Here is a 24,747-nt window from a genome sequence, read left to right as displayed (position 1 = left end):
ACCACGCTCGGCACCATCGCCGTCACCACGGCCGCCACCACCGCCAGCACCCGGACCACCAGCCGGGCGCGACCGCCCGCGCGGCCTCGGACAGGAATGTCTCTCATGTTCAGCGCTTCCTCCTCGAAGGCCCGGCAGCGGGGCTCCGGGCCGGCCGCCACCGCACGCGCGGTGTCCGGCGACCGCCGCGGATCCGGTCCCCGTGCGGCCGGTCCCCCGGAGGGCCGGCGCCCGGCGAGCGGTCCGGTTCGGCGATGATCGGAACGGCTTGCGGCGGAAACTATCATGCAGTTGCCGAAACTATCGGGCCGGTATCTTCGGGGTGTCAATGTGCTTGAAACACCCCGTCCCGCGGGCGCGGCGGAGGGAACGGTGTTCCCGCTGGAAAGGCCGCCGACCCGTGATCGGCCGGCCCCGGTGCCTTCGGTTCGACCGGCCGGATCCGCTGAAATTTTCAGCTGACCGGCCCGAGGGCGGGCGGCGATCCGGCCGGGCGTACGCCGGGCGTGAAAGCGGGCGGCCGCTGCGGCAGAGCACGGGTGACACCCACAGAAGGGACACTCCCCGGATGGCCGCTCCCCCGGACGCTCCGACGGAGCTCGACGACATCACGATCATGGCTCGGTCGGAGCAACGGCCGGACCTCTTCGCGGTGCTCTACGAGCGTTACTTCGACCCCATCCACCGGTACGTCGCCGCCCGGCTGGGCACGCACATCGCCGACGACGTGGCGGCGGAGACCTTCCTGGTCGCCTTCCGAAAACGCCCCGGCTTCGATCCCGCCATCGGCGGCGTGCGGCCCTGGCTGTACGGAATCGCCACCAAACTCGTCGCCCAGCACCACCGCAGCGAGACCCGCAGGCTGGCCGCGTTCCAGCGCACGCCCGTCCACGTCGCCGACGGCGGGCACGAGGACCGGGTGACGGCGCGGGTCACCGCCGCCCACGCGCAGGGAAGGCTGGCGGCCGAGATCGCCCGGCTGTCGCAGGGTGAACGAGACGTACTGCTGCTCACGGCGATCGCCGACCTTTCCCACCAGGAGATCGCCCGCACGCTCGGCATCCCGTACGGCACGGTGGGGTCCCGGCTCAGCCGGGCCCGCGGGAAGCTGCGCACCGCCCTGGGCGGCGTGAACCCCCTGATCGGAGGATCTGATGGATGAGACGACCGACCGCGGGAATTCCTCCCGTCCCGCCGGTCCGGAGGACCTGACCGCGGTGCGCCGCCTGCTTTCCGAACCGGGACCGGATCATGACGCGGTCGCGGCCGGGCGGGCGCGGCTGATGGCCGCCATCACCGCGGCGGAGCCGCCGGGTCGCCAGGCCCGGCGCCGGTGGCGACCGGCCGGGCGGCCCCGCCATTGGGCGGTGGGCAGCGCACTGCTGGGCGCGGTCGCCGCGTCGGCCGTCGTGGTCACCACCCTCGCCGTCCCGGACACCGGCGCGCTCGTCACCGTTCCGCCGTCGGCCGCGTCCGATTCGGCGAAGCCGGGGCCGCAGGCGACCGCGCAGCACATCCTGCTCGCCGCGGCGACCGCGGTGACCGCCGGTGCCGCCGAGTCGGGCACCTACTGGCGGACCCGCGTGGTGCGCGGTCAGACCATGGTGTCACCGGACCGGCGCTACCTCCTGCGGCGCGGGAGCGCCGAGGAGATATGGCTGGCGGTGGCGCCGGCGGGCCAGAGCCACCGCATCTTCGAACCGCTCCCCGTGCAGCCGGTGACCGCACAGGACGTCGCGGCCTGGCGCGCGGCCGGATCACCCGCCGAGTGGCGATATCCGATCGATGTCGACGACTTCGGCGAGGTCGAGCCGGGGGAGGTGGTGAAGAGTTCGCCCTCGCCGCCGTTCGGGTCCCGGCTGACGGGCGGTTGGCGCGGCAGCGCCGGACATCTGATGAAGAGATCGGTCAGCTGGGCCGAGGCGCGCCGCATCCCGGACGATCCGCAGGAATTGCGCGCCTACTTGGAGGCGCGGATCGGCGGTCTCACCAAGAAGTTCCCCTCCATCGACCTTGAGCAGCGGCTGGAACCCATGGTCCAGGCATCCTGCTTCGAGCTCCTCGCGGGTTTGCCGGTATCGCCGCAGGTCCGGGCGGCCGCCTTTCGCCTCCTGGCGTCGATGCCGGGGATGCGGGCCGAAGGCGCGGTCACCGATCCGCTCGGCCGGACCGGCCAGGGCCTCAGCTATCAGCTGAACGGCCCGGTCGCCCGGCAGCGCCTGCTGGTGGTGGCCCCGGACACCGGCCTGCTGCTGGCCGACCAGACCCGGGGGACCGCCACGCTGGCCGACGGCCGCCGGGTGAACATCGGTGCCTACACCGCGTACGAGCAGGCCGGCTGGACCGACGAGGAGCCGGACCTGCCGGCCGACCACGACTGACCGGCGGTGCCCGGCGGACGCCGGTGCGCGGCGTCGAAGCGTTCGGGTGAAGCGGGGCCGGTTCTCCTCCGGCCCCCTCATCGGATCGCCCGGCCGGGCCTCTACAGTTGGTGGCGTCTTGCGGGTGTGGAGCGGCCGAGGCCGGGGGGCGACATGAGAATCGTGGTGGACGACCTGTCCGGTCCGGGGATCGCCGCGTTCCTCGCCGAGCACATCGAGCAGATGCGGGCCATCACGCCGCTGGAGAGCAAGCACGCCCTTGACCTGGCCGGGCTGCGCCGCCCGGAGGTCACCTTCTGGTCGGTCCTGGACGGCGACGCCGTGGTGGGCTGCGGCGCCGTCCAGCGGCTGGACGACCGGCACGCCGAGCTGAAGTCGATGCGCTCGGCGCCGGCCCGTACCCGCGCCGGGATCGCCTCCCGGCTGCTGGAGCACATCCTCGCCGAGGCCAAGGGCATGGGGTTCACCCGGCTGAGCCTGGAGACCGGCTCGGCCGACTTCTTCCTGCCCGCCCGGCGGCTGTACGAGAAGTTCGGCTTCGACTACTGCGAGCCTTTCGCCGGCTACCGGCTCGACCCGCACAGCGTGTACATGACCCGCACCCTGTGAAGGCCCGCGGAAACCGGACCCTGTGCAGGGAAACCCGGCCCGGTCGCCGTCCGCCCGCCCCGTCGCCGTCCTGACCGGGGGAATCCGGGCCTACCGGCCGCGGGCGCCGTCCGGAGCCGCGTCCGGATGGCCGGCCGCCGTGGTGGTGCGGTGAGCGGCTCTCGCCTGGACGACGGAGTCCAGCGCGGCCTGCGAGGCGGGGTCGGCCGCCCGGTAGATCACCAGCCGCCGGTCGGGGTCGTCCAGCGGGTTGAGCACCTGGAAGTCGACGCTGAGCGGTCCGGCCACCGGGTGCCGCAGCCGCTTGCGGCCGTGGCCGTTCACCTTGACGTCCCGCGCCGCCCACAGCCGCGCGAACTCCGCGCTCTGCGAGGTGAGCTCGTCGATCAGCGCGTCCAGCGCCTCGTCGGGCCGTGCCGCCCAGGCCGCGCGCAGGTCGGCGATGCACTGCCGGATGATCAGCTCGCGGTCCGGCCAGAAGTCGCGGTAGCCGGGGTGGAGGACGCACAGCCGGAGCGTGTTGTGCCACTCCTCCGGCAGCAGGTCGAAGTCCAGCATCAGCGCGGCCATCTCGTCGTTCCAGGCCAGGATGTCGCACCGCTGGCTGACCAGCAGGCAGGGCAGCGGGGACAGGTCGTGCACCAGGCGGCTGAGCGAGGCGGGGATCGCCTCGGCGGCCCGTCGCCGCGCCGTCGGGCGCTGCCGGGCCAGGTCGAACAGGTAGGCCCGCTCGTCGTCGTCCAGCAGCAACGCCCGGGCCAGGGCGTCCAGCACCTCGGCGGACGGGCGCAGCCCGCGGCCCTGTTCCAGGCGCACCACGTAGTCGACGCTCACCCCGGCCAGCTCGGCGACCTCCTCCCGGCGCAGGCCGGGAGTGCGGCGGGAACGTCCGCCGGTGCGGAGCGCGAGGTCGGCGGGGGAGAGGCGCTCGCGGCGGGTGCGCAGGAAGGCCGCCAGCTCGTGGGTCACGTCCGCTCTGCTGCTCACCACCTGGATCCTATCGCCGGGTGCCTGGGACGGTCAGTCCCAGGATCCGCCTTCACTGGCCGCCTTCTCCGGCCCGGCGCACGATGGGGCGACCGGGCCGATCGGGTGGCGGCCACCGAGCCCGGATGACGCTGGAGCCGCCGCGTTCTTCTGGAGACGGTCGTGGAGACACCTTTGACGCTTGACCGATATCGCCTGCTGGGCCGCTCCGGCCTGCGCGTCTCGCCGCTGGCCCTCGGCACCATGACGTTCGGCTCGGACTGGGGCTGGGGGGCCGACAAGGACGAGGCGCACCGGATCTTCGCCGCGTACCTCGACCGGGGCGGCAACTTCGTCGACACCGCCAACAACTACACGAACGGGACGGCCGAGCAGCTGCTCGGGGAGTTCCTGCACGGCCGCCGGGACCGCGTGGTGGTGGCCACGAAGTACACGCTGGCCACCCGGCCCGGCGACCCGAACTCGGGCGGCAACCACCGCAAGAGCATGGTGTCGTCGGTGGAGTCGAGCCTGCGCCGGCTGAACACCGACCACATCGATCTGCTCTACCTGCACGCCTGGGACTTCACCACGCCGGTGGAGGAGGTCCTGCGTGGCATGGACGACCTGGTCCGGGCCGGCAAGGTGCTGTACCTCGGCATCTCCGACACTCCGGCCTGGCAGGTGTCCCGGATGCAGGCGATCGCCGACCTGCGCGGCTGGTCGCCGCTGGCGGCGTTGCAGATCGAGTACAGCCTGGCGCAGCGGACGGTGGAGCGCGACCTCATCCCGATGGCCCGGGAGATGGGCCTCGGCGTCGTCCCCTGGTCGCCGCTGGCCAGCGGGGTGCTGACCGGCAAGTACACCCGGGCCGACCTGGCCCACGACGCGTCCGCCAGCCCTGAGGGCTCCCGCCGGAACGTCGCCGCGGCCAACGGCTCGCTCACCGAGCGGGCGCTGGCCATCGCGGACGTGGTGCGGGAGATCGCCGACGGCAAGGGGACCACGCCGGCGCGGGTGGCGATCGCCTGGACGCTGCTCGACCCGGCGGTCACCGCGCCGATCATCGGGGCCCGCACGCTCGCCCAGCTGGAGGACAACCTGGCCGCCCTGGAGGTGACCTTCACCGCTGGCGAGCTCGCGGCGCTCGACCAGGCCAGCCGGGTGGAGCTCGGCTTCCCGCACGACTTCCTGAACAGCCCGATGCCGCAGTCGGTGATCTTCGGCGGTGCCCGGATCGACGCGCGGCGCTGAGGTCCGCGTCCCGGCCGGCCGGCGGCCGGGGATCGTCCAGTGGCCGGCGGGGCGCGTCACGCGGCGCCGGTACCGACGCCGGTGCGCACGACGCCGAGGAGGCGGCGGGCGTGGGCCTCGTCGGTCGCGGCCAGCGCGACGCCGCCGGCCAGGGCGAGCAGGTCGGTCACCGTGACGTCCGGGCGGACGGCACCGGCGTGCCGCGCCCGGTCCAGCAGGCCGGCCGCGGCCGAGCGCATGGCCTCGTGCCACCGGTCGAACAGCTCGGTGCGCCGGCCGGTGGGGCCCTCGGTGGCCGCGAGGGCGAGGGCGCGTTTCGCCGACACGTGCCCGATGAAGTCCTCCGTCCAGCGGAACAGCGCGTCACCCGGCTCGGGATGAGTGAGCAGGCCGGCGCCCTTGCGGCACAGCTCGGTCACCTCGTCGGCGTACACCGCGACCAGCAGGTCGCCCCGGGTGGGGAAGTGCCGGTAGAGGGTCGCGTTGCCGACACCGGCCCGCCGGGCGACCTCGTCCAGCGGCACCTCGGTCCCCGACTCCTCGATGAGGTCGCGCGCGGCCTCGACGAGCCGGGCCATGCTGCGCGCGGCGTCCGCCCGGCGCGCGGGGACGGCCGGGCGGCGGGCTTCGCTCGATGCCATCGTCACTCCGGTATTGCCATCTGGGGAACTCCCCGGTTAGCTTAGTCGCCGACCCTAACCGGGGAGTTCCCCGTTTCTTGGCTGGAGGACGCGATGCCGCTGAGCACCGAAGACCGGGTGGCGATCACCGATCTGATCGACCGGCACGGACATCTGGCGGACCACGGCGATCTGGACGGGATGGCGGAGCTCTTCCTGCCCGACGCCGGCTACGACGTCACCGACCTCGGCGGCGGTGTGATCACCGGGACGGCGGCGCTGCGGGAGGCGGCGCTCGCCCTCGGCGACCGCAACCCGGTCGCCCACCACGTCACCAACATCGTCATCACCGAGACGGCCGAAGGGCGGGTGCGAGCCCTGTCCAAGGGCTTCGGCGTCAGCACCGACGGGACCGTGGCCAGCGTCACCTACGAGGACACGATCGTCCGCGGCGAGCAGGGCTGGCGGATCGGCCACCGCGTCGTCCGGGCCCGCCGCAAGCCCCTCACCCCCTGACATCCGCCCCCCGATCCGCCGCCCGCCGGAGTGACCGGCGCGCGGTGCAGCCGGGCGGCGAACGGGAGCCGCGTCTCCGGGGCGGCGGCCGGCGGCCCGATCCGGTGAACGGCGGGTCTACCGGGGGGCCGGCGGCTCGCCGGTGGCGCGGAGCAGGCGGGCGGCGAGGGTGCGCAGTGCGGCGGTGAGCTCGGGGGAGTCCTCGACGGTGAAGTCCTCGCCGAGCAGCGTCAGGTATCCGGCCAGCGCGAGCGGGTCGTCCGAGCCGGGCTCGAAGACGCACCGGTCCGGGCCCAGCGGCCGGATCTCGACCGGCATCGGCAGCCGGCGGGCCACCCGTTCGGCCGGTGCGTGCACCACCACCCGCGCCCGGTAGCGCCAGGTCGCCGCGCCGGCGTTGCGGGCGACGTACCGGGCGACGTCCCCGCCTTCGGGCAGCGGGCGCGGGGTGAACCGCGGGCCGGCGGGCGTCCTGGGCCGGACGCGGTCCACCCGGAAGGTGCGCCAGTCATCGCGGTCGAGGTCCCAGGCGACCAGGTACCAGCGCCGGCCGGTGTGCACCAGCCGGTAGGGCTCGGTGGAGCGCACCGACTCGCCGCCGCCGTGCGCGCGGTAGTCGAAGCGCAGCCGCTCGTGGTCCCGGCAGGCGGTCGCGATGGTGGTCAGCACGCCGGCGTCGGCGCCGGGCCCGGCCCACGGCGGCGCCGGCACCACGGCGGCCTGCAGCGCGTCCACCCGGCGGCGCAGCCGGGACGGCAGCACCTGGTGCAGCTTGACCAGCGCCCGGGCGGCCATCTCCTCGATGCCGGTGACCGAGCCGCCCGCGGCGGTGCGCAGGCTCACCGCGACGGCGACCGCCTCCTCGTCGTCCAGCAGCAGCGGCGGGACGTGGGCGCCCGCGTCCAGCCGGTAGCCGCCCGCCACGCCCGGGGTGGCCCGCACCGGGTAACCGAGGGCGCGCAGCCGCTCCATGTCGTTGCGGACGGTGCGGGTGGTCACCTCCAGCCGGTCGGCCAGCTCGGCGCCGGTCCAGTCCCGCCGCACCTGCAGCAGCGACAGCAGTTTCAGCAGCCTCGCGGAGGTCTCCAACATTCTTCGAGTATGCCGCCGATCGCGGAAAGAACCGTTCCGCATTGGCTTCTACCGTGATGGCATCGCACCTCGAAGGAGCAATCAATGAACATTCAGCCGTTCACCATCGCCGTCCCGCAGGCGGACCTGGACGACCTGGCCGGCCGGCTGGCCGCCGCCCGCTGGCCGCGGGAGGCACTCGGCGCGGAATGGGAGCGCGGCGTCCCGCTCGCCTTTCTCAAGGAACTGACCGTGTACTGGGCGCAGGGTTACGACTGGCGGGCGGCCGAGGCCCGGCTCAACGCGTTTCCGCAGTTCACCACCGAGATCGACGGGCAGCGGATCCACTTCGTACACGTCCGGGCGGCCCGGCCGGACGCGCTGCCGCTGCTGCTCACCCACGGCTACCCCAGCTCGTTCACCGAGTTCACCGAGGTGATCGAGAACCTGCGGCAGGACTTCCACCTGGTGGTGCCGTCCCTGCCCGGTTTCGGTTTCTCCACCCCGGTCGGCGGGGACGGCTGGGCGATGGGCCGCACCGCCCGGGCGTGGGCCGAGCTGATGAGCCGCCTCGGCTACGACCGGTACGGCGTGCACGGCGGCGACATCGGCGCGGGCGTCTCCGGCGCGGTGGCCGGCCTGGCCGGCGAGCACGTGGCCGGGTTGCACGTCACCACCGACCCGGCGACCGCCGCGGCCACCGCCACCTTCCTCCCGGGCATGGCCGACCGGCTCGACCCGGCCGACCCGGTGGACGCGGCGGCCCTGGAGCGAATGGCGAAGTTCCGCGGCGCCGGCAACGGCTACCTGGCGATCCAGAACAGCCGGCCGCAGACCATCGGCTACCTGCTCAACGACTCGCCGGTCGGCCAGCTCGGCTGGATCGCGGACAGCGTCGAGCGCTGGACCGACCTGCCCTACGACCGGGACTGGCTGCTCACCAACGTGAGCCTCTACTGGTTCACCGGCTCCGGCATCTCCGCCGCGAACTTCCTGTACGAGCAGGCCCACTCCACCGACTGGGGCGCGCCGCCCGCCGCGCCGCAGGGGTTCGCGGTGTTCGGCGCCGACGCCACCGTCCGCCGGCTGATCGACCCGCCGGCCGGCTGCCACTGGACGGAGTTCGAGCGCGGCGGCCACTTCCCGGCCCTGGAGGCCCCCAAGCTCCTCGCCGACGACCTGCGCGCCTTCTTCGCCCCCTTGCGCTGACCTCGCCGGCCCCGGGTGGCCCGGCCCGGTGCCGGACCACCCGGGGGACGGGCTCAGCTGTCCAGCGCTCCGGTCTTGAGCCCGGCGACGAATGCCGACCACTCACCCGGCCCGCAGGTGAGGGTCGGGCCGCTCGGCCGCTTGCTGTCCCTGATGGTGGGACGTGACAGTTTCGAGGTGACCTCAACGCAGTTGCCGTTGTCCGTACTGTAGGTGCTCTTACGCCACGCCTCGTCACAAAGGTCACTCATTTTCGACACCACTTCCTGAATGAGGCGGAGTGACGCTTTAAACGGTAGGGCCTCCGCGCGGATCGCGTCATATCGAGCGGCGAGTTCGCAGATGACGTGTCGGTCGTCGATCGTCGTCCCGGCCGGTTGGGCGTCCGAGTAGGCCGCGTAGCAGGAACCGTTGCGCTCGGCGATGATGAATCCCCCGGCCAGCCCGCAATGCTCCCCCGCGTCCTGGGGAACGATCTGAATGATCACATTCGGGTACCGGGCGACTTCCAGGAGATATGCCAGCTGCTCCCGCATGATCGCGATGCTGCCGATCCGACGGTGGATCACCGTCTCGTCCATGATGAACGTGACGATCGGTGGCCTGTTCCGGCGAAGAATCGCCTGCCGCCGGATGCGGGCGGCCACCCGCTCTTCCGCCTCGTCCGGTGTGAGGCCGGGAGCGGTCCCGAACATCGCGCGGGCATAAGCCTCCGTCTGGAGAAGGCCCGGGACGAGGTTGGGTTCCCAATTCCGCAGTGCTTCGGCCTCCTCCTCTTCCTCCAGCCAAGGCCTGAGATGTTCTGGTGCCTTGTCCCATGTCGTCGCGATGTACAGCCCGAACATGGCGCCACCCAAGCCCAAGGCCCTGTCGCATGCTCTCGCGAAGTCGTCGGTAGGTGGCCGTTTGAGGGTCTCCACCATGGCGACCAGCGAATCCGAGAAGCCCATGCGGGAGGCCAGCGCCCGCTGGGACAGCTTCGCCGCCCTTCGGTGGCGCCGGAGCTCATCGGCGAAAAGCACGCGAGGTGGCTCACGCGGATCAGGCGCTCTAGTCATCGACAAATGCCATCCTTCTCAGCATTTCGCTGTGCTCACTGGTGTGCTCACATGAAATGTGGCGTTAGGTGAGCACCGAACGTGACCGATCGTAGCTTTCCGTGGCCACTCTGGGAGGGTGAAGTCTTCAGGAGGAGCCGGGAGCACGGCGAACGAAAAAGGCGATGGACCGCGAAGAGGTAGATTGCTGGGCGCCATCGAGTTGAAAGGTGATCCCGAGTCCGCGAAAGCCGCTCGCATCTTCGTCGCCGAGAAACTCGGGCCGGCGCACCCGGCGCTGGACGACGTGGCCCTGCTGGTCTCCGAGGTGGTCACCAACTCGGTGGTCCATTCGGATTCCCAGAACGGCGGAAAGATCACCTTGGCGCTGGCCGTCTGTCCTGGTCTCATACACGTCGACGTGGTGGATGCGGGAGGCGCGGAGGCGCCACAGATTCGCGACGACGATTTCGGTGAGGGCGGACGTGGACTGCGCATCGTACGGACGCTCGCCCATCGATGGGGGGTGCACCAGGACGACACCTACCGCACGGTGTGGTTCCAGGTCAGGGCGGTCAGCGTTTGACGGCGCGGAGGACGACGAATCGGGGGTCGTCGGCGACGACCTGGCAGTTGCCGAAGAGGCGGCGCAGCTTGACGTGGTAGCCGAGGTGCCGGTTGGCCACCACCCACAGCTCGCCGCCGCGGCGCAGCGCGGCGCGGGAGCCGTTGAACATGCGCCAGGCCGTCGAGTCGGTGCGGGCCCGGTGGGTGTGGAACGGCGGGTTGGTCAGCACCAGGTCCACCGACCCGGCCGGCACGCCGGACATGCCGTCGGCGGCCAGGAAGTTCGTCTTGACCTCGGAATCGACGTTCGCCTGGACCGTGGCCCGCGCCGAGGCCAGTGCCTGGTGGGACTCGTCGATGAAGGTCACCTCGTTGCCCGGGTCGGCCAGCGCGGCGGCCAGGCCGATCACCCCGTTGCCGCAGCCGAGATCCACGACGTGCCCGCGGCCGGCCAGCGGCGGCAGGTTGCGCAGCAGCAGCCGGGTGCCGAGATCGAGGCGGTCGGCGCAGAAGACGCCCGCGTGGTTGATGGCGGTGCGGCCGGAGACCACGCCGACGTCCGGCGGCAGCGGGTAGCTCAGCGGCCACGGATCATCGGCCGGGGCGGCGCCGGGCGTGGGGGTGCAGAAGATGAGCCGGGCCTTCTTGGCGGCCAGCGAGGTGCGGGTCGGGCCGAGGATCCGCTCGAACAGCCGCAGCGTGGAGGTGTGGATCTCGGTGACCATCCCGGTGCCGGCCACCAGGGTGCCGGGATGCACGTGGGGTGCCAGGCGGCGCAGCTGGTCCTCCAGCAGTGCGAGCCCCTTGGGCACCCGGACGAGCAGCACGTCGATCCGGCCGGGCGGCGGATCCTGGGTGGTCAGCAGCCGGACGGCGTCCAGGGCGACGCCGTTGCGGGCCAGGTTGGCTCGGGTCGCCTCCTGGGTGAGATACGAGTCGGTGATCTGCACGGGGTGGTGCGCGGCGAGCGCGGTGGCCAGCGCGCCCCAGCGGTCGCCCAGCACCACCACGGTGCCCGACAGGTCGACGGGCTCGCCGTCGATGTCGGCGAGGTGCCGCAGCAGATACTCGTCGGCGGCGTCCCAGGCACGCAGCTGGTCGCGGGGGTCCGCGGGGAACCGGGCGAGTTCGAACTCGCCCGTCGCCGTCCTCATCAGGTTCATCGCGCACCAGGCTAGCGACTCGGACCGGCGATCCCGCCGGCCGGCCGGGCGCCGGATCGGGTGGCGGGCGGGTGGGCGCGGCGCGGACGCGTCCACGCCCTCCTGGGCTACTTGACGTGGGGACCTCATCTCCTGCCCTTCTGGAGGAGCACCTGGCCGCGGCCGGGCATGACGACCTCGTCGCTCTGGACAAGCCGGCCTGACCCGGCGGCGGCGCCCGGTCCGGCAGCTGAAGATCATCAGGCCGGGCGGGACGGTAGGGTGGCAGGCGGCCGTCCGCCGGTGAATGGAGTAGCTCATGACCACTGACTCGACGCTCGCCCGGATCGGTGAGGCGGTGGCGTTACACCATCAGCAAGGCGAGCGCGAAGCCGCTCGTGAGGCGTTCGCGCGGATCTGGGAGGACATCGGCGGCGAGCAGGGCGACCCCTTGCACGTCTGCGTGCTCGCGCACTCGATGGCCGACGTGCAGGACGACGTGCGGCAGGAGCTGATGTGGGACCTGCGCGCGCTGGCCGCCGCCGATCTGGTCACCGACGAGCGGGCGGCCGAGGCCGGGGTGACGCTTTCGGTGGCCGGCCTGTATCCGTCGTTGTACCTCAACGTGGCGGACTGCCATCGAAAGCTCGGTGATCTCGACCGTGCCAGGGAGTATCTGCGGAAGGCGCAGGCCGAGATCGGCGTGCTGGCCGACGACGGCTACGGGCGGCTGATCAGGGGCGGCCTGGCACGGCTGGCCGAGGAGCTGGGGGAGGCCGGCTGACCGTGCCCTGGCGGACGGGCGCCCGCCGGTCCGTCGCGGGCCACCGGGGCCGGGCGCAGAAGTTCTCGTGGTCTCACGGCCGGCCGAGGCGGTCGAGGAAGGCGAGCACCCGGTCGGCGAGCAGGGTGGCGGCGGCCTTGTCGTAGGAGGGCAGGCTGCTGTCGACGAACAGGTGCCGGTCGCCGGGGTAGAGGAACAGCTCCGCCTCCGGCACCGCCTCGACCAGGGCGCGGGCCGCGTCCAGGTCGCCCTCGGCGGCGAACGACTCGTCGGCGTCCATCCCGTGGATCTGCGCGGGGACCCCGGCGGGCCAGGTGCCGCCGAACTCGGCGAGCGGGACGCACGCCTCGATCAGCAGCGCGCCCCGGACTCCGGCCCGGGTCTGGGCCAGCAGCTGCGCGGGCAGCACTCCAAGGGAGATGCCCGCGTAGACCAGCTCGCCGGGCAGGCCATCGGCCGCGGCCTGCCCGCGCTGGATGATCGTGCCGAAGCCGGTGCGCCGTGCGTATCCGACGCCCCCCGCCAGGTCGTCGAACACCTGCCCCTCGTACAGGTCCGGCAGGTGCACGGTGTGCCCGGCCGCCCGCAGCGTCTCGGCGAACTCGCGGACGCCGGACGTCAGCCCCTGCGCGTGGTGGAACAGCAGCACCTCGGCCATGGTGACTCCTTTCGACCACCGCTATGTGCGCGGTGGTGGTTCAGGGTCGGAAACGCTACCCGCGGCGACCGACAGAACGGTCCCCGCCGCCGTGCCGGGTCCGCGGTCGGGCCGGGCCCGCGGTCAGGCCGGGACGGGACGGGGGGCCGCCGGCGGCCCGGTGAGGGTCTCGGCCAGCAGGGAGAAGCCGTCGGTGCCGTGGCCGGCGTCGATGGCCCGGCGGGCGACCGCCGCGGCGGCGTCCAGCACCCCGGTGTCCAGGCCGCGGGCCGCCGCCGCCTCGATGACGTGCCGGATACCGGCCGCGGCGGACCCGATGGTCGAATCGTCCCCCGGGTGCCGGCCCTCGTCGACGTGCCCGGCGTACTCCTCGATGATGGGCGGCAGCAGCGCGCCGATGCCCTTGGCCAGCGGGGCCAGCTCGCGGGCCGCGATGCCCTCGGCGCGGGCCAGGGCGAAGGCGTGCACCAGGCCGCTCATCGACGTCCAGAACAGGTCGAGCAGCGCCACGTCGTGCGCCGCGGCCCGTCCCGGGTCGGCGCCGAGGTGGGCGGCGGTGCCGCCGATGGCCGCCAGCGTCGCGCGGTGCGCCTGGTAGAGCTTCTCCGGCCCGCTGTAGAGCACGACGGCGCCCGGCCCGCCGATGCTCGCCACCGGGGTCATGATGGCGCCGTCGAGGTAGCCGACGCCGTGCTCCGCCGCCCATCCCGCGGTCCACCGGGCACGCTCGGGGGTGTCGGCGGTGAGGTTCACCAGGGTGCGCCCGCGCAGCGCCCCCGCCGCCGGTTCGACGATCTCGTGTATGGCGGCGTAGTCGAGCACGCAGGCGATGACCAGCGGGCTCGTCGCGGCCGCCGCGGCGGCGGTCGGCGCGGTCGCGGCCCCGCGGGCGGCGAGTTCGGCGGCGCGGGCCGCGGTGCGGTTCCAGACCGTGGTGGGGTGGCCGGCGGCCAGGAAGGCGCCGGCCAGCGCGCGGCCCATCGGGCCGAGGCCGAGGACGGTGACCGGAGCGGGTTTCCCGTTCGTCATCGGGTTCCCTCCGGCGCGCGCAGCAGGTCCACCAGGCCGGACAGGTCGCCTTCGCCGCGGCCGGCCGCCACGGCGCGGTCCAGCAACTCGCCCATGGGGGCCATCAGTTCGGTGCGGACGCCCTGGTCGCGTGCGGTGTCCAGCAGGTTGACGTAGCCCAGGGCCTGCATCCGGACGTTGGAGGCGGCCGCCGCGTGGTCGCCGGCGTCCACCCCCTTCGCCATCCGCGGCAGGCCGGTGAGCATGGCCTGCAGCCAGGAGACGATGAGCGGGGTCAACTCGGTGGCCGGGACGCCGGCCGCGCGGGTGAGCGCGACGGCGTTCAGGTAGCCGCCGAACATGCCGTACATGGCGCCGAGCAGCGCGATGTCGTACAGCGCGGCCCGGCCGTCGTCCTCGCCCAGGTACATCGGCGAGCCGAGGACCGAAAGGGTGGCCAGGTGGGCGTCGAAGGTGGCGGCCGGACCGCTGTACAGGATGAGGGACTCCGGACGGCCGATCATCGGCGGGACGGCCATGATGCCGCCGTCCAGGTATCCGGCGCCGCGCTCCCGCGCCCACCGGGCGGTGGCCCGGGCCTGCTCGGGGGTGCTGTTGGTGAGGTTGACCAGGGTGCGACCGGCCAGCGCGCCCGCCACCGGATCGAGCGCCTCGTGCACGGCGCGGTCGTCCAGCACGCAGACCACGGTCAGCGGGCTCGCCGCGAGGGCGCCGGCCGCGGTGGCGGCCACCGTCGCGCCCCGGGCGGCGAGCGGGGCGGCCTTGCCGCCGGTCCGGTTCCACACCGTCGTGGGGTGGCCGCGGTCCAGGAACGCCCCCGCGAGCGCCGTGCCCATCGCGCCCAGGCCGATGACCGTCACCGGCGGGCGGTTCTCGCCAGACATCATTGCTCCGTTCGGAAGGAAAAGCAGGGTGAAGGACGTCCCGGCGGGCCCGGGCGGGACGTTCCCGATCCTGCCGGTCCTGCTGCGATAACCTCAAGTACCTACTATTTAGTCAGGTACCTACCTTTTGGTAAGTAGGACGGCGGTTCGATGAAGAAGCGGACGTACAACTGCGGGCTGGACGCGGCCGTCGACGTGGTGGGCGGCAAGTGGAAGGCGCTGATCCTCTGGGCGCTGCATCGCGAGCCGCTGCGGTTCGGCGAGCTGCGCCGGAGCATCTCCGGGATCAGCGAGAAGATGCTCATCCAGCAGCTCCGCGAGATGGAGGTCTACGGGCTGGTGCACCGCGAGGTCCACCGGCAGGTGCCGCCCAAGGTGGAGTACTCCCTCACCGAGTTCGGCCGGTCGCTGAACGAGGCCCTCATCCCGCTCGGCGACTGGGGGCATCGCCACATGGCGACCATCGAGGCCATCCCGCGCGACTGACTCCGGTGCCGGGCTCGGGCCGGGCGTGCGGTGGAATGAGGGCATGCCGACGGTTCTCGCCGGCCTGGCCGCGCTCCCGGCCGGCCGCTTCCAGCTGATCGTCTCGCCGCTGGTCGAGCTCGGTTCGGCCCTGCACGTGCTGGCCGGGCCCGAGCATCACGGGCGGGCGCGGTGGGCGGCGGAGGTGCGGGCCCGGATGAGCCCCGACCTGGCCGAGCGCACCCGGGCCTGGGCCTGGGCGACGCAGGCCATCCGGGCCACGCCGTTCGTCCGGGCGGGCACCCCGGCCGCGGGCGTCCTGGCCGAGCAGGTGGAGTGGCTGCGCCGCGTCCCCGCCCGCCGGCTGGCCCGCGATCTGCTGCGGCCGGTGTCGGGGGTGGACGATCCCGCCGTCGCCCGCCGGTGGGCGAGGTCGCGGGGCGCCGCGGTGGGCGCGCTGGTCGACGACCTGATCGACCGGCCCGGCGAGGCGGCCGCCCGGTTCCTGGACTTCCTGCGGGACGCCGGGCGGGAGTGGTTCGACCACGAGTGGCGGGCCGCGCGGCCGCCGCTGGTCGCCCGCGCCCGGCAGATCGAGGACACGCTGCACCGGCTCGGGCCGGCCGCCGCGCTGGCCTCGCTCGGCCCGGCGGTGACGCCGCGCGGCGACGGCGCGGTGATCGCCAAGGTGCTCAGCAAGCGGCACGACGTGGGCCGGCGCGGGCTGGCCGTCGCGCCGAGCACCTTCGTCCACCCGCACGTCTACGTCGCCGACGTGCCGGGCGAGCCGGTCCTGCTGATCCACGGCATCGCGCCCGACCCCGGTCCGGTGCCGCCGGCCGCCGACGTGCTGGACCGGCTGGCGGTGCTCGGCAACGCGGGCCGGCTGGAGGTGTGCCGGGCGATCGCCGGCGAGCCGCGGACCGCCGGGGAGATCGCGATGCTGTGGCGGATGGACCCCACGCAGGTCACCCGGCATCTGCGCGCGCTGGCCGCCGCCGGCCTGGTGCGCACCGCGCGCCAGGGGCGGTACGTGCGGTACGTCGTCGACCTGGACGTGGTGGAGGCGCTCGGCACCGACCTGGCCCGCCTGCTGCTCCGCTGAACCCCGCGGACGATTGCCGGATCTCGTCAGCCCGCTCGGCCGCCGCGCCGCCGTGCCCTTGCATGGGGTGGCCGGACCGCGCGCGTCCGGCCGGAGGGAGCGATCATGGGGGAGCACGGGACGGAGACCCGGGAGGGCGTCCTGCCGGCGGGCGAGGCGGCCCGGCGGGTCAGGCTGGACCGGGAGCTGCTGCTGGCCGAGATCTCGGGCCGGGAGGCCGCCGAGCTGGCGGCCCCCTACCAGGTCGAGGCCGGCCCGCTCGGCGACTTCTGCGAGTCGCTGCACGACCTGGTGGCGCACGTGCTGATGTGGGACGAGATCAACCTGTCGGTGCTCACCGAGGCGCGTCTGGGGCGGGGGCACTGGAGCCTGGCCGCCCGGTGGGAGACGCCGGAGGCGGGGCGCCTGCTGAACCGGTCCGGCGTGCTGGCCGGCCGCGAGCTGCCGCTGGAGCTGCTGAGCCACCGGTTCACCACCGTGCGGCACGCGCTGCTGGCCGAGCTGACCGGCTACGGCGAGGAGTGGCACGCCCGGCCGGCCGTCGACCATGAGCGGGCGACCAGCCTCGGGGCGCTGGCGCAGTACGCCATGTCCGTGCCGGGTGCCGTGCCGTACTGGCACGCCGCGATCCACCTGGGCCGGTCGGCCGAGATGGCGGCCGTCCCGGCCGTGCCGGACGGGCGGTGACCGTGATGCGCACCCGCGTCCTGGACGACCCGCGGTTCGGTCCGGAGACCGACGCGCTGCTGGCCGGGTTCGGCTCGGACGACGGCGAGCCCATGACCTACGAGAAACTGCGGGCCGCCCGGGCCGGCCGGGCCGATCCCGCGCTCGCCGGCCGGCCGGAGCCGGTCGCCGTCCGCGCGGATCTGCTGCTGCCGCGCGGCGCCGCGCCGCCGGTCCCGGTCCGGGTCTACCGGGACGGCCCGCCGCGGCCGCTCCCGCTGCTGCTGTGGCTGCACGGCGGCGGCTTCGTCGGCGGCACGCTGGACGACATCGACGCGGCCTGCGCGGCCCTGGCCCGGCGCGGCGGGTGCGTCGTGGTCTCGCTGGACTACCGGCTCGCCCCGGAACACCCGTTCCCGGCGGCGCTGGACGACACCTTCGACGCGCTGTGCCGGCTGGCCGGGGACGGCGGCGCGCTCGGCGGGGACGGGCGGATCGCGATCGGCGGGCAGAGCGCCGGCGGCAACCTCGCCGCCGCGGCCTGCCTGCTCGCCCGGGAGCGCGGCGGGCCGCGGGTGGCCGCCCAGGTGTTGTGCTATCCGTGGCTCGACTTCCGGGCCGGCACCGAGTCGTGGCGGCTCTTCGAGGGGGTGTTCCTAAGCTCCCGGACCGCGGAGTGGTACCGCGACCAGTACCTGGCCGGCCGGGCGGCCGGTCCGCACGCGGCGCCGCTGCGCGCCGCGGACCTGCGGAACCTGCCGCCGGCGCTGGTGCTCGGCGCCGGGCGCGACCCGCTGCGGGACGACGCCCGCGAGTACGCCCGGCGCCTGCGCGAGGCCGGGGTGGCGGTGGAGTACGTCGAGTACGCGGACACGATGCACGCGTTCCTGAACTTCCCCGGCGCCCTGTCGGCCGCCCGGCGAGCCCTGGACGACATCGGCCGCCACCTGGCCCGCACCTTCACCGGCGCCGGCGGCCCGGCCAGGGACGGAGGCACGCCGCCCGCGTTGACGTGACGCCGTGGCACGCGACACCATTTCATTATTGATCATGGGGTTTGACATCGTTCATCATGGGGTTTAAGGCAGTACTGAAAGGTGTTGCGGCGACGGGTGGCGCCGCCGAGACTCGCGGCCATGGGCGGCCGTCCGGATGAGGACGCGCATCCGGCGGTCGTCCTGGCCTCGGTCGACGGGACGGTCCTAGGGGGCAGGAGCGTGCTTTCTCAGACGATACGGCTGGACGATCTGCCGGCCGATGAGCGGTTCGCCTTCTGGTGGGAGGCGGTAGGGCGTTCGGTGGTCTCGGTGGACGCGCGCAGCCGGCACGCCGACCACTTCACCGCGGAGATGCGGATGGTCGACCTGGGCCTGGTCCAGGTGTCCCGGGTACGGTGCTCGCCGTTCGAGGCGCGGCGCACCCGCCAGCGCATCCGCCGGTCCGAATCCGGGCTCTACCAGCTGTCCATCGCGCTGGACGGCCGCTCGGGGCTGCGCCAGGACGGCCACGCGGCCACGCTAGTGCCGGGGGACATGGTGCTCTATGACACCTCGCGCCCGTTTCTGGCGTGGTCGACCGACGGGACGGGCCGCGACGACCCGGGGGCGCTGACGGACGGTCTGGTCCTGCAGTTCCCGCACGAGTTGCTGCCGGTTCCCGCCGCGCTGCTGGAACGCCGGCTCGTCCGGCCGCTGCCCGCTGCCACCGGGGTCGGCGCGCTGCTCTCCGGGCTGCTCAGGCAGTCGCTCGACCAGGCGGAGTCGCTCAGCGCGGCCGACGGGATGCGGCTGTCCGGCATCGTGCTGGACCTGCTCGCCGCCGTCCTGACCCACGAGGAGGATCGTCCGCTGATGATCGACGGGGGACGCCAGGCGCTGATCCTGCGGATCAAGGCCTACATCGAGGACCATCTGGGCGATCCCGGGCTGACGCCGGCGCGCATCGCGGCCGCCCACCACATCTCGACCAGGCACCTGCAGAAGCTGTTCCAGGAGCAGGGGGCCGGCCCGGCGGGCTGGATCCGGTGCCGCCGGCTCGAACGCTGCCGGCGCGACCTGGCCGACCCGGCGCACGACCACCTGCCGGTCCGCACGATCGCCGCCCGCTGGGCGTTTCCCAGCGAGTCGCACTTCACCCGGGCCTTCCGCGACGCCTACGACATCCCGCCGGCGGCCTACCGGCGCCGGCTGCGGGCGGCCGGTCCGCGCCCGGCCGCCCGGCGGCTGACCGGATAGCGCGAGCCCGGGCGGACCCGTCCCGTCGGCCCGTCCCGTCGGCTTATCCGGTCGGGTCGGCCGGCCGGCCCGTCGGGTCGGTCAGCCGGCGGGCCCGGCGCGCCGGTAGCGGTCGTGCATCCGGGCCGCGGCCCGCGCCAGCCGGGCGCGCAACGACGCCGGCCGCAGCACCTCCGCCTCGGGCCCGAGCCGGAGCAGCTGGCCGTAGGCGACGTCCAGCGACTCCACCGGGAGCCGGGTGACCACCCACCCCGCCGGATCCGGCGGGCCGGCGGCCTCCCCGGCCCGCCGGACGGCCGGCGGCTCGGCCACCCAGCGGAGCAGGCGCAGCCCGTCCGGGCTCAGCCGCACGGTGATCTCCTCGGCCAGCAGGCCGGCCAGGAAGTCGGCCACGCCTTGGGCCCAGTAGGCCACCAGGTCGAAGCTCTCGTCCCGGGTGAAACCGGCATTGGCCGGCGTGACGGCGACCGCGCGGTCCACCCGGTAGGTGCGGAAGTCGCCGGCAACCCGCGCCACCAGATACCAGACGCCGTTCTTCAGCACCAGGCCGTACGGCTGGACGGTCCGGCTCACCTCTCGCCGGTGCCGGTAGCGCAGCTCGACCACCTGGTCCCGCCAGACCGCGCGCGCCAGCTCGGCCAGCAGCGGCGGCGGCCCGGACGGGGTGAACCAGCCCGGCGCGTCCAGGTGGAAGCGCTGCCCGGCCCGGGCGGACGCGTCCCGCAGCGCGGGCGGCAGCGCGGCCAGCACCTTGAGCCGGGCGGCCGACACGGCGTCCGCCAGGCCCATGTCCCTGGCCGGCCCGCCGAGGCCGGACAGGAACAGCGCCTCCGCCTCCGGGCGGCTCAGCCCGGTCAGCCGGGTTCGATACCCGCCCAGCAGGCGGTAGCCGCCGCGCCGGCCGCGCTCGGCGTACACCGGCACGCCGGCCGCCGACAGCGCCAGCACGTCCCGGGCCACCGTGCGCTCGGACACCTCCAGCTCGGCGGCCAGCTCGGCCGCCGTCATGGTGTCCCTGGACTGCAGCAGGAGCAGCAGGGAGATCAGCCGCGACGCCCTCATCCGGTGATTGTGCCCCGGGGTCAGCGGTATTCGTCCGGCGAGGCCTGCCGCCCGCCGTCCTCCACCTCGGCGAGGTAGCGCCAGACGTCCGGGCGGCTGCCGTCCAGGTCGGTGAAGCCGTAGACCTGGGCGAGGCCGCCGCTGGACAGGCCCTGGCCGTTCCACCGGGCGACGCCGGGGTCGGTGGCGAGCGCGGCGACCGCCCGTCCGACGTAGGACGGGGTCTCCGAGACGCCGAAGGCGGGCTCCTTGGCGGCGTGGTCGCGCCAGTTCTCCTCGGTGACGCCGAACGTCTCCAGCATCGCCTCCGAGCGCAGGAAGCCGGGGGTGAGGGCGACGGCGGTGCAGCCGTGCCCGCGCAGCTCCTCGCCCAGAGCGTAGGCGAGGCGGACGACCGAGGTCTTGGCCAGGTCGTAGAACGTGGTGAGCCGGTAGTGCCCGTCGTTGTACTCCGGCACCCCGTCGGTGATCTCGACGTGCAGCCCGCCGGGCCGCCGGACCAGCAGGCGCAGCGCGTGGTGGCCGGTGACCAGGTGGCTCTCCACGGCCAGCCGGAGCAGGCGCAGGCCCGCGTCCAGGTCGTGCTCCCACAGCGGGGTGTGCCACTGGACCAGGTGGTCGGCGCCCCAGATGTCGTTCACCAGGATGTCCAGCCGGCCCCGCTCGCGGTCGATCCGCTCGACGAGGGCCTGGACCTGGGCCGGGTCGAGGTGGTCGACCTGGACGGCCACCGCCGTGCCGCCGGCCTCGGTGATCAGGTCGGCGGTCTCCTCGATGGTCTCCGGCCGGTTGATCTCCGAGCGTCCGGCGCGGGTGCTGCGCCCGGTGACGTAGACGGTGGCGCCGGCGGCGCCGAGTTCTCGCGCGATGCCCCGCCCGGCGCCGCGGGTGGCCCCGGCGACCAGGGCGACCTTGCCGTTCAGCGGGCGTTCGGTGGATGTCATGCGCTGATGCTGGCATCGAAAGACGACAACCGATGTCGCCTTTTCCAGCAGATCATGGCGCCGATCAGCGGCCGATCACGGGGCCGATCACGACGCCGGCCTCGGCGCCCGCCGCGGGCCGGCGACCGCGGCGCCGGGGCCGCGGGCCGCACGGGCCGGGTGGCGCAAGGGCTCAAGGGGCCAAGGGGCTCAGTACGGCAGCGGGCGGCCGGCGGGGGTGCGCAGGTCGAGGCCGCCCGCCAGGGCCGCCAGGCGGGCCCGGTGGCCCTTCCCGCGCCGCCGGAGCCGCCGCCGCGGGACCGGCGGGAGATCCGCCGGCCGGCGGCGGTCGCCGCCGGGGGCGGTGGTCACGCGGCCCGCCCGCAGGGGGCGCGGTGGACAGGCACGCTCCGGCCGTCCGGCAGCAGCTCGCCCGTGTCGTCGAAGACGACCACGCCGTTGCACAGCAGTCCCCAGCCCTGCTCGGGGTGGAAGGCCACCAGGCAGGCCGCCTCGTGATCGGCGGCGTCCGCCGCCGGGCACTTCGGGTGGTGGTGACACATGGCTGACACCTGAATCCGTCGCTCTTTCGGTTGCCGCCCCCGGCCGCGGTACTTTGCCCGCAGGACGAGGACACCTCAACCCATCAATACCAAATAACGGGATAAATACCCACATCGGTACCCATTGCGCCCAAATCGCGACCAACTCTTTACGTTTCCGCTGGTGGGCGGCCCCGTGGTCAGAGAGCCTGCAGGCCCTGGATCACCTCGCGCAGCAGGCGTTCCTCGGGTAGCTGGGACACGGTCGCGGGCGGGCGCACGGTGACCAGCCGCTGATCGCGCAGGTCGCCGAGCAGCACCCGCACGACGCCGAGCGACAGCCCGCTGTCCGAGGCCAGGTCGACGACCGACATCGGCTCGCCGCACATCTCCAGGATGCGCGCGTGCTCGGGCCCGAGGCCCGGCACCGGCCGGGCTCCCGGCGTGGCGCGGACGATCGCCACCATGTCGAACGCCGGCCCGGAGGGCCGGGTGCGCCCGCGCGTGACGGTGTAGGGGCGGATGAGCGGACCCGCCTCCTGGTCCAGCCAGCGTTCACCCGACTCGCTCATGGCGTCTTCTCCTCGCCCTCGTTCGCGCGCTCCCAGCCGGCTCGGAACGAGGTGAACATATCGGGGGACGGCTGCGGGGCCTGCGGCGGCTCGGCGCCGGCCGGCGGATCGCCGCCCGGCGCCGGGCGGGCAGCGCCGCCGGCCGGCCCGGCCCCGTTCTCCCGGAGCTGCGGGGCGAGGTTCGCCTGCCGCACCCGTCGCGGCAGGCCGGCGCCACGCCGCGTCCCCGACCCGTTCGCGCGGTCCCGCCCGCCGTCCGCCTGGACGGTCGTCTCCATGCCGCCCGCCATGCCGCCCGCCATGCCGCCCGCCGTGCCGGCGCCCGCCGGAGCGGCCGGGACGTCGTCCGCGCCGGCCGGGGCGGTCACCTCGCGCAGCCGCTCGGCCACGCTCGGGCCGCCGGCCAGGCCGAGCGGCCCGCCGGCCGGTGCGGCCTCCAGGGCGGCGACCCGCTCCACGGTGTGCTGCGCCCGGGGCGCGCTGACCGGGTCGGCGGTCGTCACCAGCGTCTCGGGGAGCAGCACGATCGCCGTGGTGCCGCCGTAAGGCGAGGGGCGCAAGGAGACCCGGATGTCCCGCCGGGCGGCCAGCCGGCCGACGACGAACAGGCCGAGCCGGTCGCTGTCGGCCAAGTCGAACTCCGGCGGATCGGCCAGCCGGATGTTGACCTGCTCCATCTCCTCGGGGCTCATGCCGAGACCCCTGTCCTCCACCTCGATGACGAAACCGCGGGCCACCGCCTCGCCGCGCACCTCGATGTGGGTGTGCGGCGGGGAGAAGATCGTGGCGTTCTCCACCAGCTCGGCCAGCAGGTGGATCACGTCGGTGACCGCCGCGCCGATCAGGGCGGTGTCGTCGGGCATGCTCACCTGGACGCGCAGGTAGTCCTCGACCTCCTCCACCGCCGCCCGGACGACGTCGTACAGCGGCACCGGGTTGCGCCACCCGCGTCCGGGGGTCGCCCCGGACATGATGATCAGGCCTTCGGCGTGCCGGCGCATGCGGGTGGTCAGGTGGTCGATGCCGAACAGGTCGTCCAGCAGTTCGGGGTCGGTGACCCGCCGCTCCAGGGCGTCCAGCATCGACAGCTGGCGGTGCAGCAGGGACTGGTTGCGGCGGGCCAGGTTGAGGAAGACCTTGCCGACGCCCTTGCGGATCTCGGCCTGTCCGACGGCCGCCTCGACCGCGGTGATCTGCACCGAGTCGAAGGCCTGGCCGACGTTGACGACCTCCTCGGTGGAGCCGGTGGCGAACGGCGGCGTCTCGGAGGCGACGTCGACGTCCTCGCCCTGCCGGAGCCGGCGCACGATCGCGGGCAGCCGGCGGTGCGCCAGCTCCAGGGCGGCGCGCTGCAGCTCCTGCAGCTCGTCGCTGATCCGGCGGCTGAAGCGCGCCGAGATGAACACCGAGACGCCGACCGCGATCAGGCCGAGGCCGCCCGCCAGGACGATGCGCCACACCACGCTGATGACGAAGGGAATGGTGCGGTCGGTGAGCGTGGTCGCGGCGGCGGTGTTCTGGTCGGCCCAGGCCTTGCCGAGCCGCTGCACGGTGGAGCCCCAGCTGACCGAGGCGCCGGGCAGTGGGCGGCCGGGGCGCACGTCCTGCACCATGTCGTCCTCGACCGCGACGAACCGGGTGTACGCGTCGGAGTACTGCAGGGCGGCGAACGGCCGGCGCATGTCCTCCTCCAGCCGGTCGAACCCCATGTCCCACATCAGCCGCCGCTTGATCATCGCCTGGTTGAAGGCGACCTGCTCCTCCGCCTTCACCGTGCCCGCCGCGTAGACGGCGGCCAGCAGCGCGCCCTCCTCGCTGAGCAGTTCCCGGCTGCGGTCCATCAGGATCAGGCCGCGGGCGTTCTCGCCCTCGGCGTCCTCGACCGAGGTCACCTTGTCGTAGATCTGGCCGGCGGCCGTGGTCAGCAGCCGGTAGGCGTCCAGGGTCGCCAGGTTGCTCAGGCTGCCGGAATCGACCCGGGAGCGGATCTCCGGCAGCCGGCGCAGCACGGCGTGGAACCGGTTCACCCGGTCCAGCAGCACGTCGCGGTCGTCGAACAGCGCCGGATCGGCGTAGGCGAGCCGCTCGGCGGCGGCGCGGAACTGGTCGGTGCGGGCCCGGGCGGCGTCCAGCTCGGCGCGGTCGGCGGTCCGCGAGCCGAGGTACTGCAGGGACAGGTAGCGCTCCTGCTGGACGGCGGCCAGCAGCCGGTCGGTGGGGCTGAGGACGTCGTCGTAGATCGCCTTGACGTTCAGCACGTCCAGACCGGTCTTGACGGCGGTCGCCGCAGCGTACATCCAGATGCCCACCAGGGAGATCAGCGGCACCAGCACCATGGTGAGCAGCTTGAACTTGATGGACTTCGCACGCCGGCCCATGTGACCTCGCAGGGGAACCGCCTTGTTACACCCGGGTTACCAGTGGCGAAACAGTACCAACGGGGCGCTCGGC

At 73.8% G+C, this 24,747-nt stretch carries 27 protein-coding genes; 13 read left to right on the top strand and 14 right to left on the bottom strand.

Annotated features, from left to right (window positions below; translation table 11 throughout):
• Positions 1 to 568 precede the first annotated feature (568 nt).
• The 3 genes from Sru01_RS28840 to Sru01_RS28830 all read left to right on the top strand — a co-directional run bounded on the left by Sru01_RS28840 (position 569) and on the right by Sru01_RS28830 (position 2,990).
• Positions 569 to 1,162, top strand: coding sequence for an RNA polymerase sigma factor (locus tag Sru01_RS28840; protein WP_203992078.1), 594 nt, complete (start codon positions 569 to 571; stop codon positions 1,160 to 1,162).
• Positions 1,155 to 2,381 carry a CU044_5270 family protein gene (locus Sru01_RS28835; protein ID WP_203992076.1) on the top strand — a complete coding sequence of 409 codons (1,227 nt, stop codon included), beginning with the start codon at positions 1,155 to 1,157 and terminating at the stop codon, positions 2,379 to 2,381. The genes Sru01_RS28840 and Sru01_RS28835 overlap by 8 nt, the downstream gene beginning before the upstream one ends.
• A 153-nt stretch (positions 2,382 to 2,534) precedes the next feature.
• Entirely contained in the window at positions 2,535 to 2,990 is a 456-nt protein-coding gene (locus Sru01_RS28830; protein WP_203992074.1) for a GNAT family N-acetyltransferase, read from the top strand.
• Between the two features lie 90 nt (positions 2,991 to 3,080).
• Here Sru01_RS28830 and Sru01_RS28825 read toward each other — a convergent pair whose 3' ends face one another.
• Positions 3,081 to 3,977, bottom strand: coding sequence for a helix-turn-helix domain-containing protein (locus tag Sru01_RS28825; RefSeq protein WP_239137814.1), 897 nt, complete (start codon positions 3,975 to 3,977; stop codon positions 3,081 to 3,083).
• 174 nt (positions 3,978 to 4,151) lie between these two features.
• On the opposite strand from Sru01_RS28825, the gene Sru01_RS28820 reads away from it, so the two are divergent.
• A complete protein-coding gene (locus Sru01_RS28820; protein ID WP_239137813.1) occupies positions 4,152 to 5,210 on the top strand; it encodes an aldo/keto reductase in 1,059 nt (352 codons plus the stop codon).
• A gap of 56 nt (positions 5,211 to 5,266) precedes the next feature.
• Here Sru01_RS28820 and Sru01_RS28815 read toward each other — a convergent pair whose 3' ends face one another.
• Positions 5,267 to 5,851: a TetR/AcrR family transcriptional regulator gene (locus Sru01_RS28815; RefSeq protein ID WP_203992070.1), complete on the bottom strand. Its 585-nt coding sequence runs from the start codon at positions 5,849 to 5,851 to the stop codon at positions 5,267 to 5,269.
• A 93-nt stretch (positions 5,852 to 5,944) separates the two neighbouring features.
• On the opposite strand from Sru01_RS28815, the gene Sru01_RS28810 reads away from it, so the two are divergent.
• Positions 5,945 to 6,346 (top strand): nuclear transport factor 2 family protein, encoded by a 402-nt coding sequence (locus Sru01_RS28810; protein ID WP_203992067.1) that lies wholly within the window; start codon positions 5,945 to 5,947, stop codon positions 6,344 to 6,346.
• A gap of 117 nt (positions 6,347 to 6,463) precedes the next feature.
• Here Sru01_RS28810 and Sru01_RS28805 read toward each other — a convergent pair whose 3' ends face one another.
• Positions 6,464 to 7,438 carry a helix-turn-helix transcriptional regulator gene (locus Sru01_RS28805; RefSeq protein ID WP_203992064.1) on the bottom strand — a complete coding sequence of 325 codons (975 nt, stop codon included), beginning with the start codon at positions 7,436 to 7,438 and terminating at the stop codon, positions 6,464 to 6,466.
• 84 nt (positions 7,439 to 7,522) lie between these two features.
• Here Sru01_RS28805 and Sru01_RS28800 point away from each other — a divergent pair, with 84 nt between their 5' ends.
• On the top strand, positions 7,523 to 8,626 hold the full coding sequence (locus Sru01_RS28800; protein WP_203992061.1) for an epoxide hydrolase family protein: 1,104 nt from the start codon (positions 7,523 to 7,525) through the stop codon (positions 8,624 to 8,626).
• Positions 8,627 to 8,679: 53 nt separating this feature from the next.
• Here the strand turns inward: Sru01_RS28800 and Sru01_RS28795 are convergent, their stop codons facing one another.
• Positions 8,680 to 9,648 carry a helix-turn-helix domain-containing protein gene (locus Sru01_RS28795; protein WP_203992058.1) on the bottom strand — a complete coding sequence of 323 codons (969 nt, stop codon included), beginning with the start codon at positions 9,646 to 9,648 and terminating at the stop codon, positions 8,680 to 8,682.
• 220 nt (positions 9,649 to 9,868) lie between these two features.
• Between Sru01_RS28795 and Sru01_RS28790 the strand changes: the two genes are divergently transcribed.
• Positions 9,869 to 10,249: an ATP-binding protein gene (locus Sru01_RS28790; protein WP_203992055.1), complete on the top strand. Its 381-nt coding sequence runs from the start codon at positions 9,869 to 9,871 to the stop codon at positions 10,247 to 10,249.
• On the opposite strand, the gene Sru01_RS28785 is transcribed toward Sru01_RS28790, so the two are convergent.
• Positions 10,239 to 11,393 (bottom strand): methyltransferase, encoded by a 1,155-nt coding sequence (locus Sru01_RS28785; RefSeq protein WP_203992052.1) that lies wholly within the window; start codon positions 11,391 to 11,393, stop codon positions 10,239 to 10,241. The genes Sru01_RS28790 and Sru01_RS28785 overlap by 11 nt on opposite strands.
• Positions 11,394 to 11,691: 298 nt before the next feature.
• Here Sru01_RS28785 and Sru01_RS28780 point away from each other — a divergent pair, with 298 nt between their 5' ends.
• A complete protein-coding gene (locus Sru01_RS28780) occupies positions 11,692 to 12,156 on the top strand; it encodes a tetratricopeptide repeat protein (RefSeq protein WP_203992049.1) in 465 nt (154 codons plus the stop codon).
• Positions 12,157 to 12,229: 73 nt separating this feature from the next.
• Here the strand turns inward: Sru01_RS28780 and Sru01_RS28775 are convergent, their stop codons facing one another.
• The 3 genes from Sru01_RS28775 to Sru01_RS28765 all read right to left on the bottom strand — a co-directional run bounded on the left by Sru01_RS28775 (position 12,230) and on the right by Sru01_RS28765 (position 14,727).
• Entirely contained in the window at positions 12,230 to 12,814 is a 585-nt protein-coding gene (locus Sru01_RS28775) for a dienelactone hydrolase family protein (RefSeq protein ID WP_203992046.1), read from the bottom strand.
• Between the two features lie 123 nt (positions 12,815 to 12,937).
• Positions 12,938 to 13,843, bottom strand: a complete 906-nt coding sequence (locus Sru01_RS28770; protein WP_203992043.1) for an NAD(P)-dependent oxidoreductase — start codon at positions 13,841 to 13,843, stop codon at positions 12,938 to 12,940.
• Positions 13,840 to 14,727, bottom strand: coding sequence for an NAD(P)-dependent oxidoreductase (locus Sru01_RS28765; RefSeq protein ID WP_239137812.1), 888 nt, complete (start codon positions 14,725 to 14,727; stop codon positions 13,840 to 13,842). The genes Sru01_RS28770 and Sru01_RS28765 overlap by 4 nt, the downstream gene beginning before the upstream one ends.
• A 150-nt stretch (positions 14,728 to 14,877) precedes the next feature.
• Between Sru01_RS28765 and Sru01_RS28760 the strand changes: the two genes are divergently transcribed.
• From Sru01_RS28760 to Sru01_RS28740, 5 genes are all read left to right on the top strand, one after another.
• A complete protein-coding gene (locus Sru01_RS28760) occupies positions 14,878 to 15,213 on the top strand; it encodes a winged helix-turn-helix transcriptional regulator (protein WP_203992038.1) in 336 nt (111 codons plus the stop codon).
• Between the two features lie 43 nt (positions 15,214 to 15,256).
• Positions 15,257 to 16,297: an ArsR/SmtB family transcription factor gene (locus tag Sru01_RS28755; RefSeq protein ID WP_203992036.1), complete on the top strand. Its 1,041-nt coding sequence runs from the start codon at positions 15,257 to 15,259 to the stop codon at positions 16,295 to 16,297.
• 105 nt (positions 16,298 to 16,402) lie between these two features.
• Positions 16,403 to 16,984, top strand: a complete 582-nt coding sequence (locus Sru01_RS28750) for a hypothetical protein (RefSeq protein ID WP_203992034.1) — start codon at positions 16,403 to 16,405, stop codon at positions 16,982 to 16,984.
• A gap of 5 nt (positions 16,985 to 16,989) precedes the next feature.
• Positions 16,990 to 17,979 carry an alpha/beta hydrolase gene (locus Sru01_RS28745; protein WP_203992032.1) on the top strand — a complete coding sequence of 330 codons (990 nt, stop codon included), beginning with the start codon at positions 16,990 to 16,992 and terminating at the stop codon, positions 17,977 to 17,979.
• A 201-nt stretch (positions 17,980 to 18,180) separates the two neighbouring features.
• Positions 18,181 to 19,197 (top strand): AraC-like ligand-binding domain-containing protein, encoded by a 1,017-nt coding sequence (locus Sru01_RS28740; RefSeq protein ID WP_203992030.1) that lies wholly within the window; start codon positions 18,181 to 18,183, stop codon positions 19,195 to 19,197.
• 81 nt (positions 19,198 to 19,278) lie between these two features.
• Here the strand turns inward: Sru01_RS28740 and Sru01_RS28735 are convergent, their stop codons facing one another.
• From Sru01_RS28735 to Sru01_RS28710, 6 genes are all read right to left on the bottom strand, one after another.
• A complete protein-coding gene (locus tag Sru01_RS28735) occupies positions 19,279 to 20,259 on the bottom strand; it encodes a helix-turn-helix transcriptional regulator (RefSeq protein WP_203992027.1) in 981 nt (326 codons plus the stop codon).
• A gap of 20 nt (positions 20,260 to 20,279) precedes the next feature.
• Positions 20,280 to 21,203: an SDR family oxidoreductase gene (locus tag Sru01_RS28730; protein WP_203992025.1), complete on the bottom strand. Its 924-nt coding sequence runs from the start codon at positions 21,201 to 21,203 to the stop codon at positions 20,280 to 20,282.
• A gap of 189 nt (positions 21,204 to 21,392) precedes the next feature.
• Entirely contained in the window at positions 21,393 to 21,554 is a 162-nt protein-coding gene (locus tag Sru01_RS28725; RefSeq protein ID WP_203992022.1) for a hypothetical protein, read from the bottom strand.
• Complete coding sequence (locus tag Sru01_RS28720; RefSeq protein WP_203992019.1) at positions 21,551 to 21,745, bottom strand: DUF5999 family protein; 195 nt, start codon at positions 21,743 to 21,745, stop codon at positions 21,551 to 21,553. Before Sru01_RS28720 ends, Sru01_RS28725 begins: the two co-directional genes overlap by 4 nt.
• Positions 21,746 to 21,924: 179 nt before the next feature.
• The gene (locus Sru01_RS28715; RefSeq protein ID WP_203992016.1) at positions 21,925 to 22,296 is read right to left on the bottom strand and encodes a DUF742 domain-containing protein; all 372 of its coding nucleotides are present in this window, start codon (positions 22,294 to 22,296) and stop codon (positions 21,925 to 21,927) included.
• Positions 22,293 to 24,674, bottom strand: coding sequence for a sensor histidine kinase (locus tag Sru01_RS28710; protein WP_203992012.1), 2,382 nt, complete (start codon positions 24,672 to 24,674; stop codon positions 22,293 to 22,295). The genes Sru01_RS28715 and Sru01_RS28710 overlap by 4 nt, the downstream gene beginning before the upstream one ends.
• Positions 24,675 to 24,747 lie beyond the last annotated feature (73 nt).

This window comes from Sphaerisporangium rufum (assembly GCF_016863395.1).
In the GTDB taxonomy this organism is placed as follows: domain Bacteria; phylum Actinomycetota; class Actinomycetes; order Streptosporangiales; family Streptosporangiaceae; genus Sphaerisporangium; species Sphaerisporangium rufum.
This window is presented reverse-complemented; position numbering and strand designations above follow the sequence as displayed.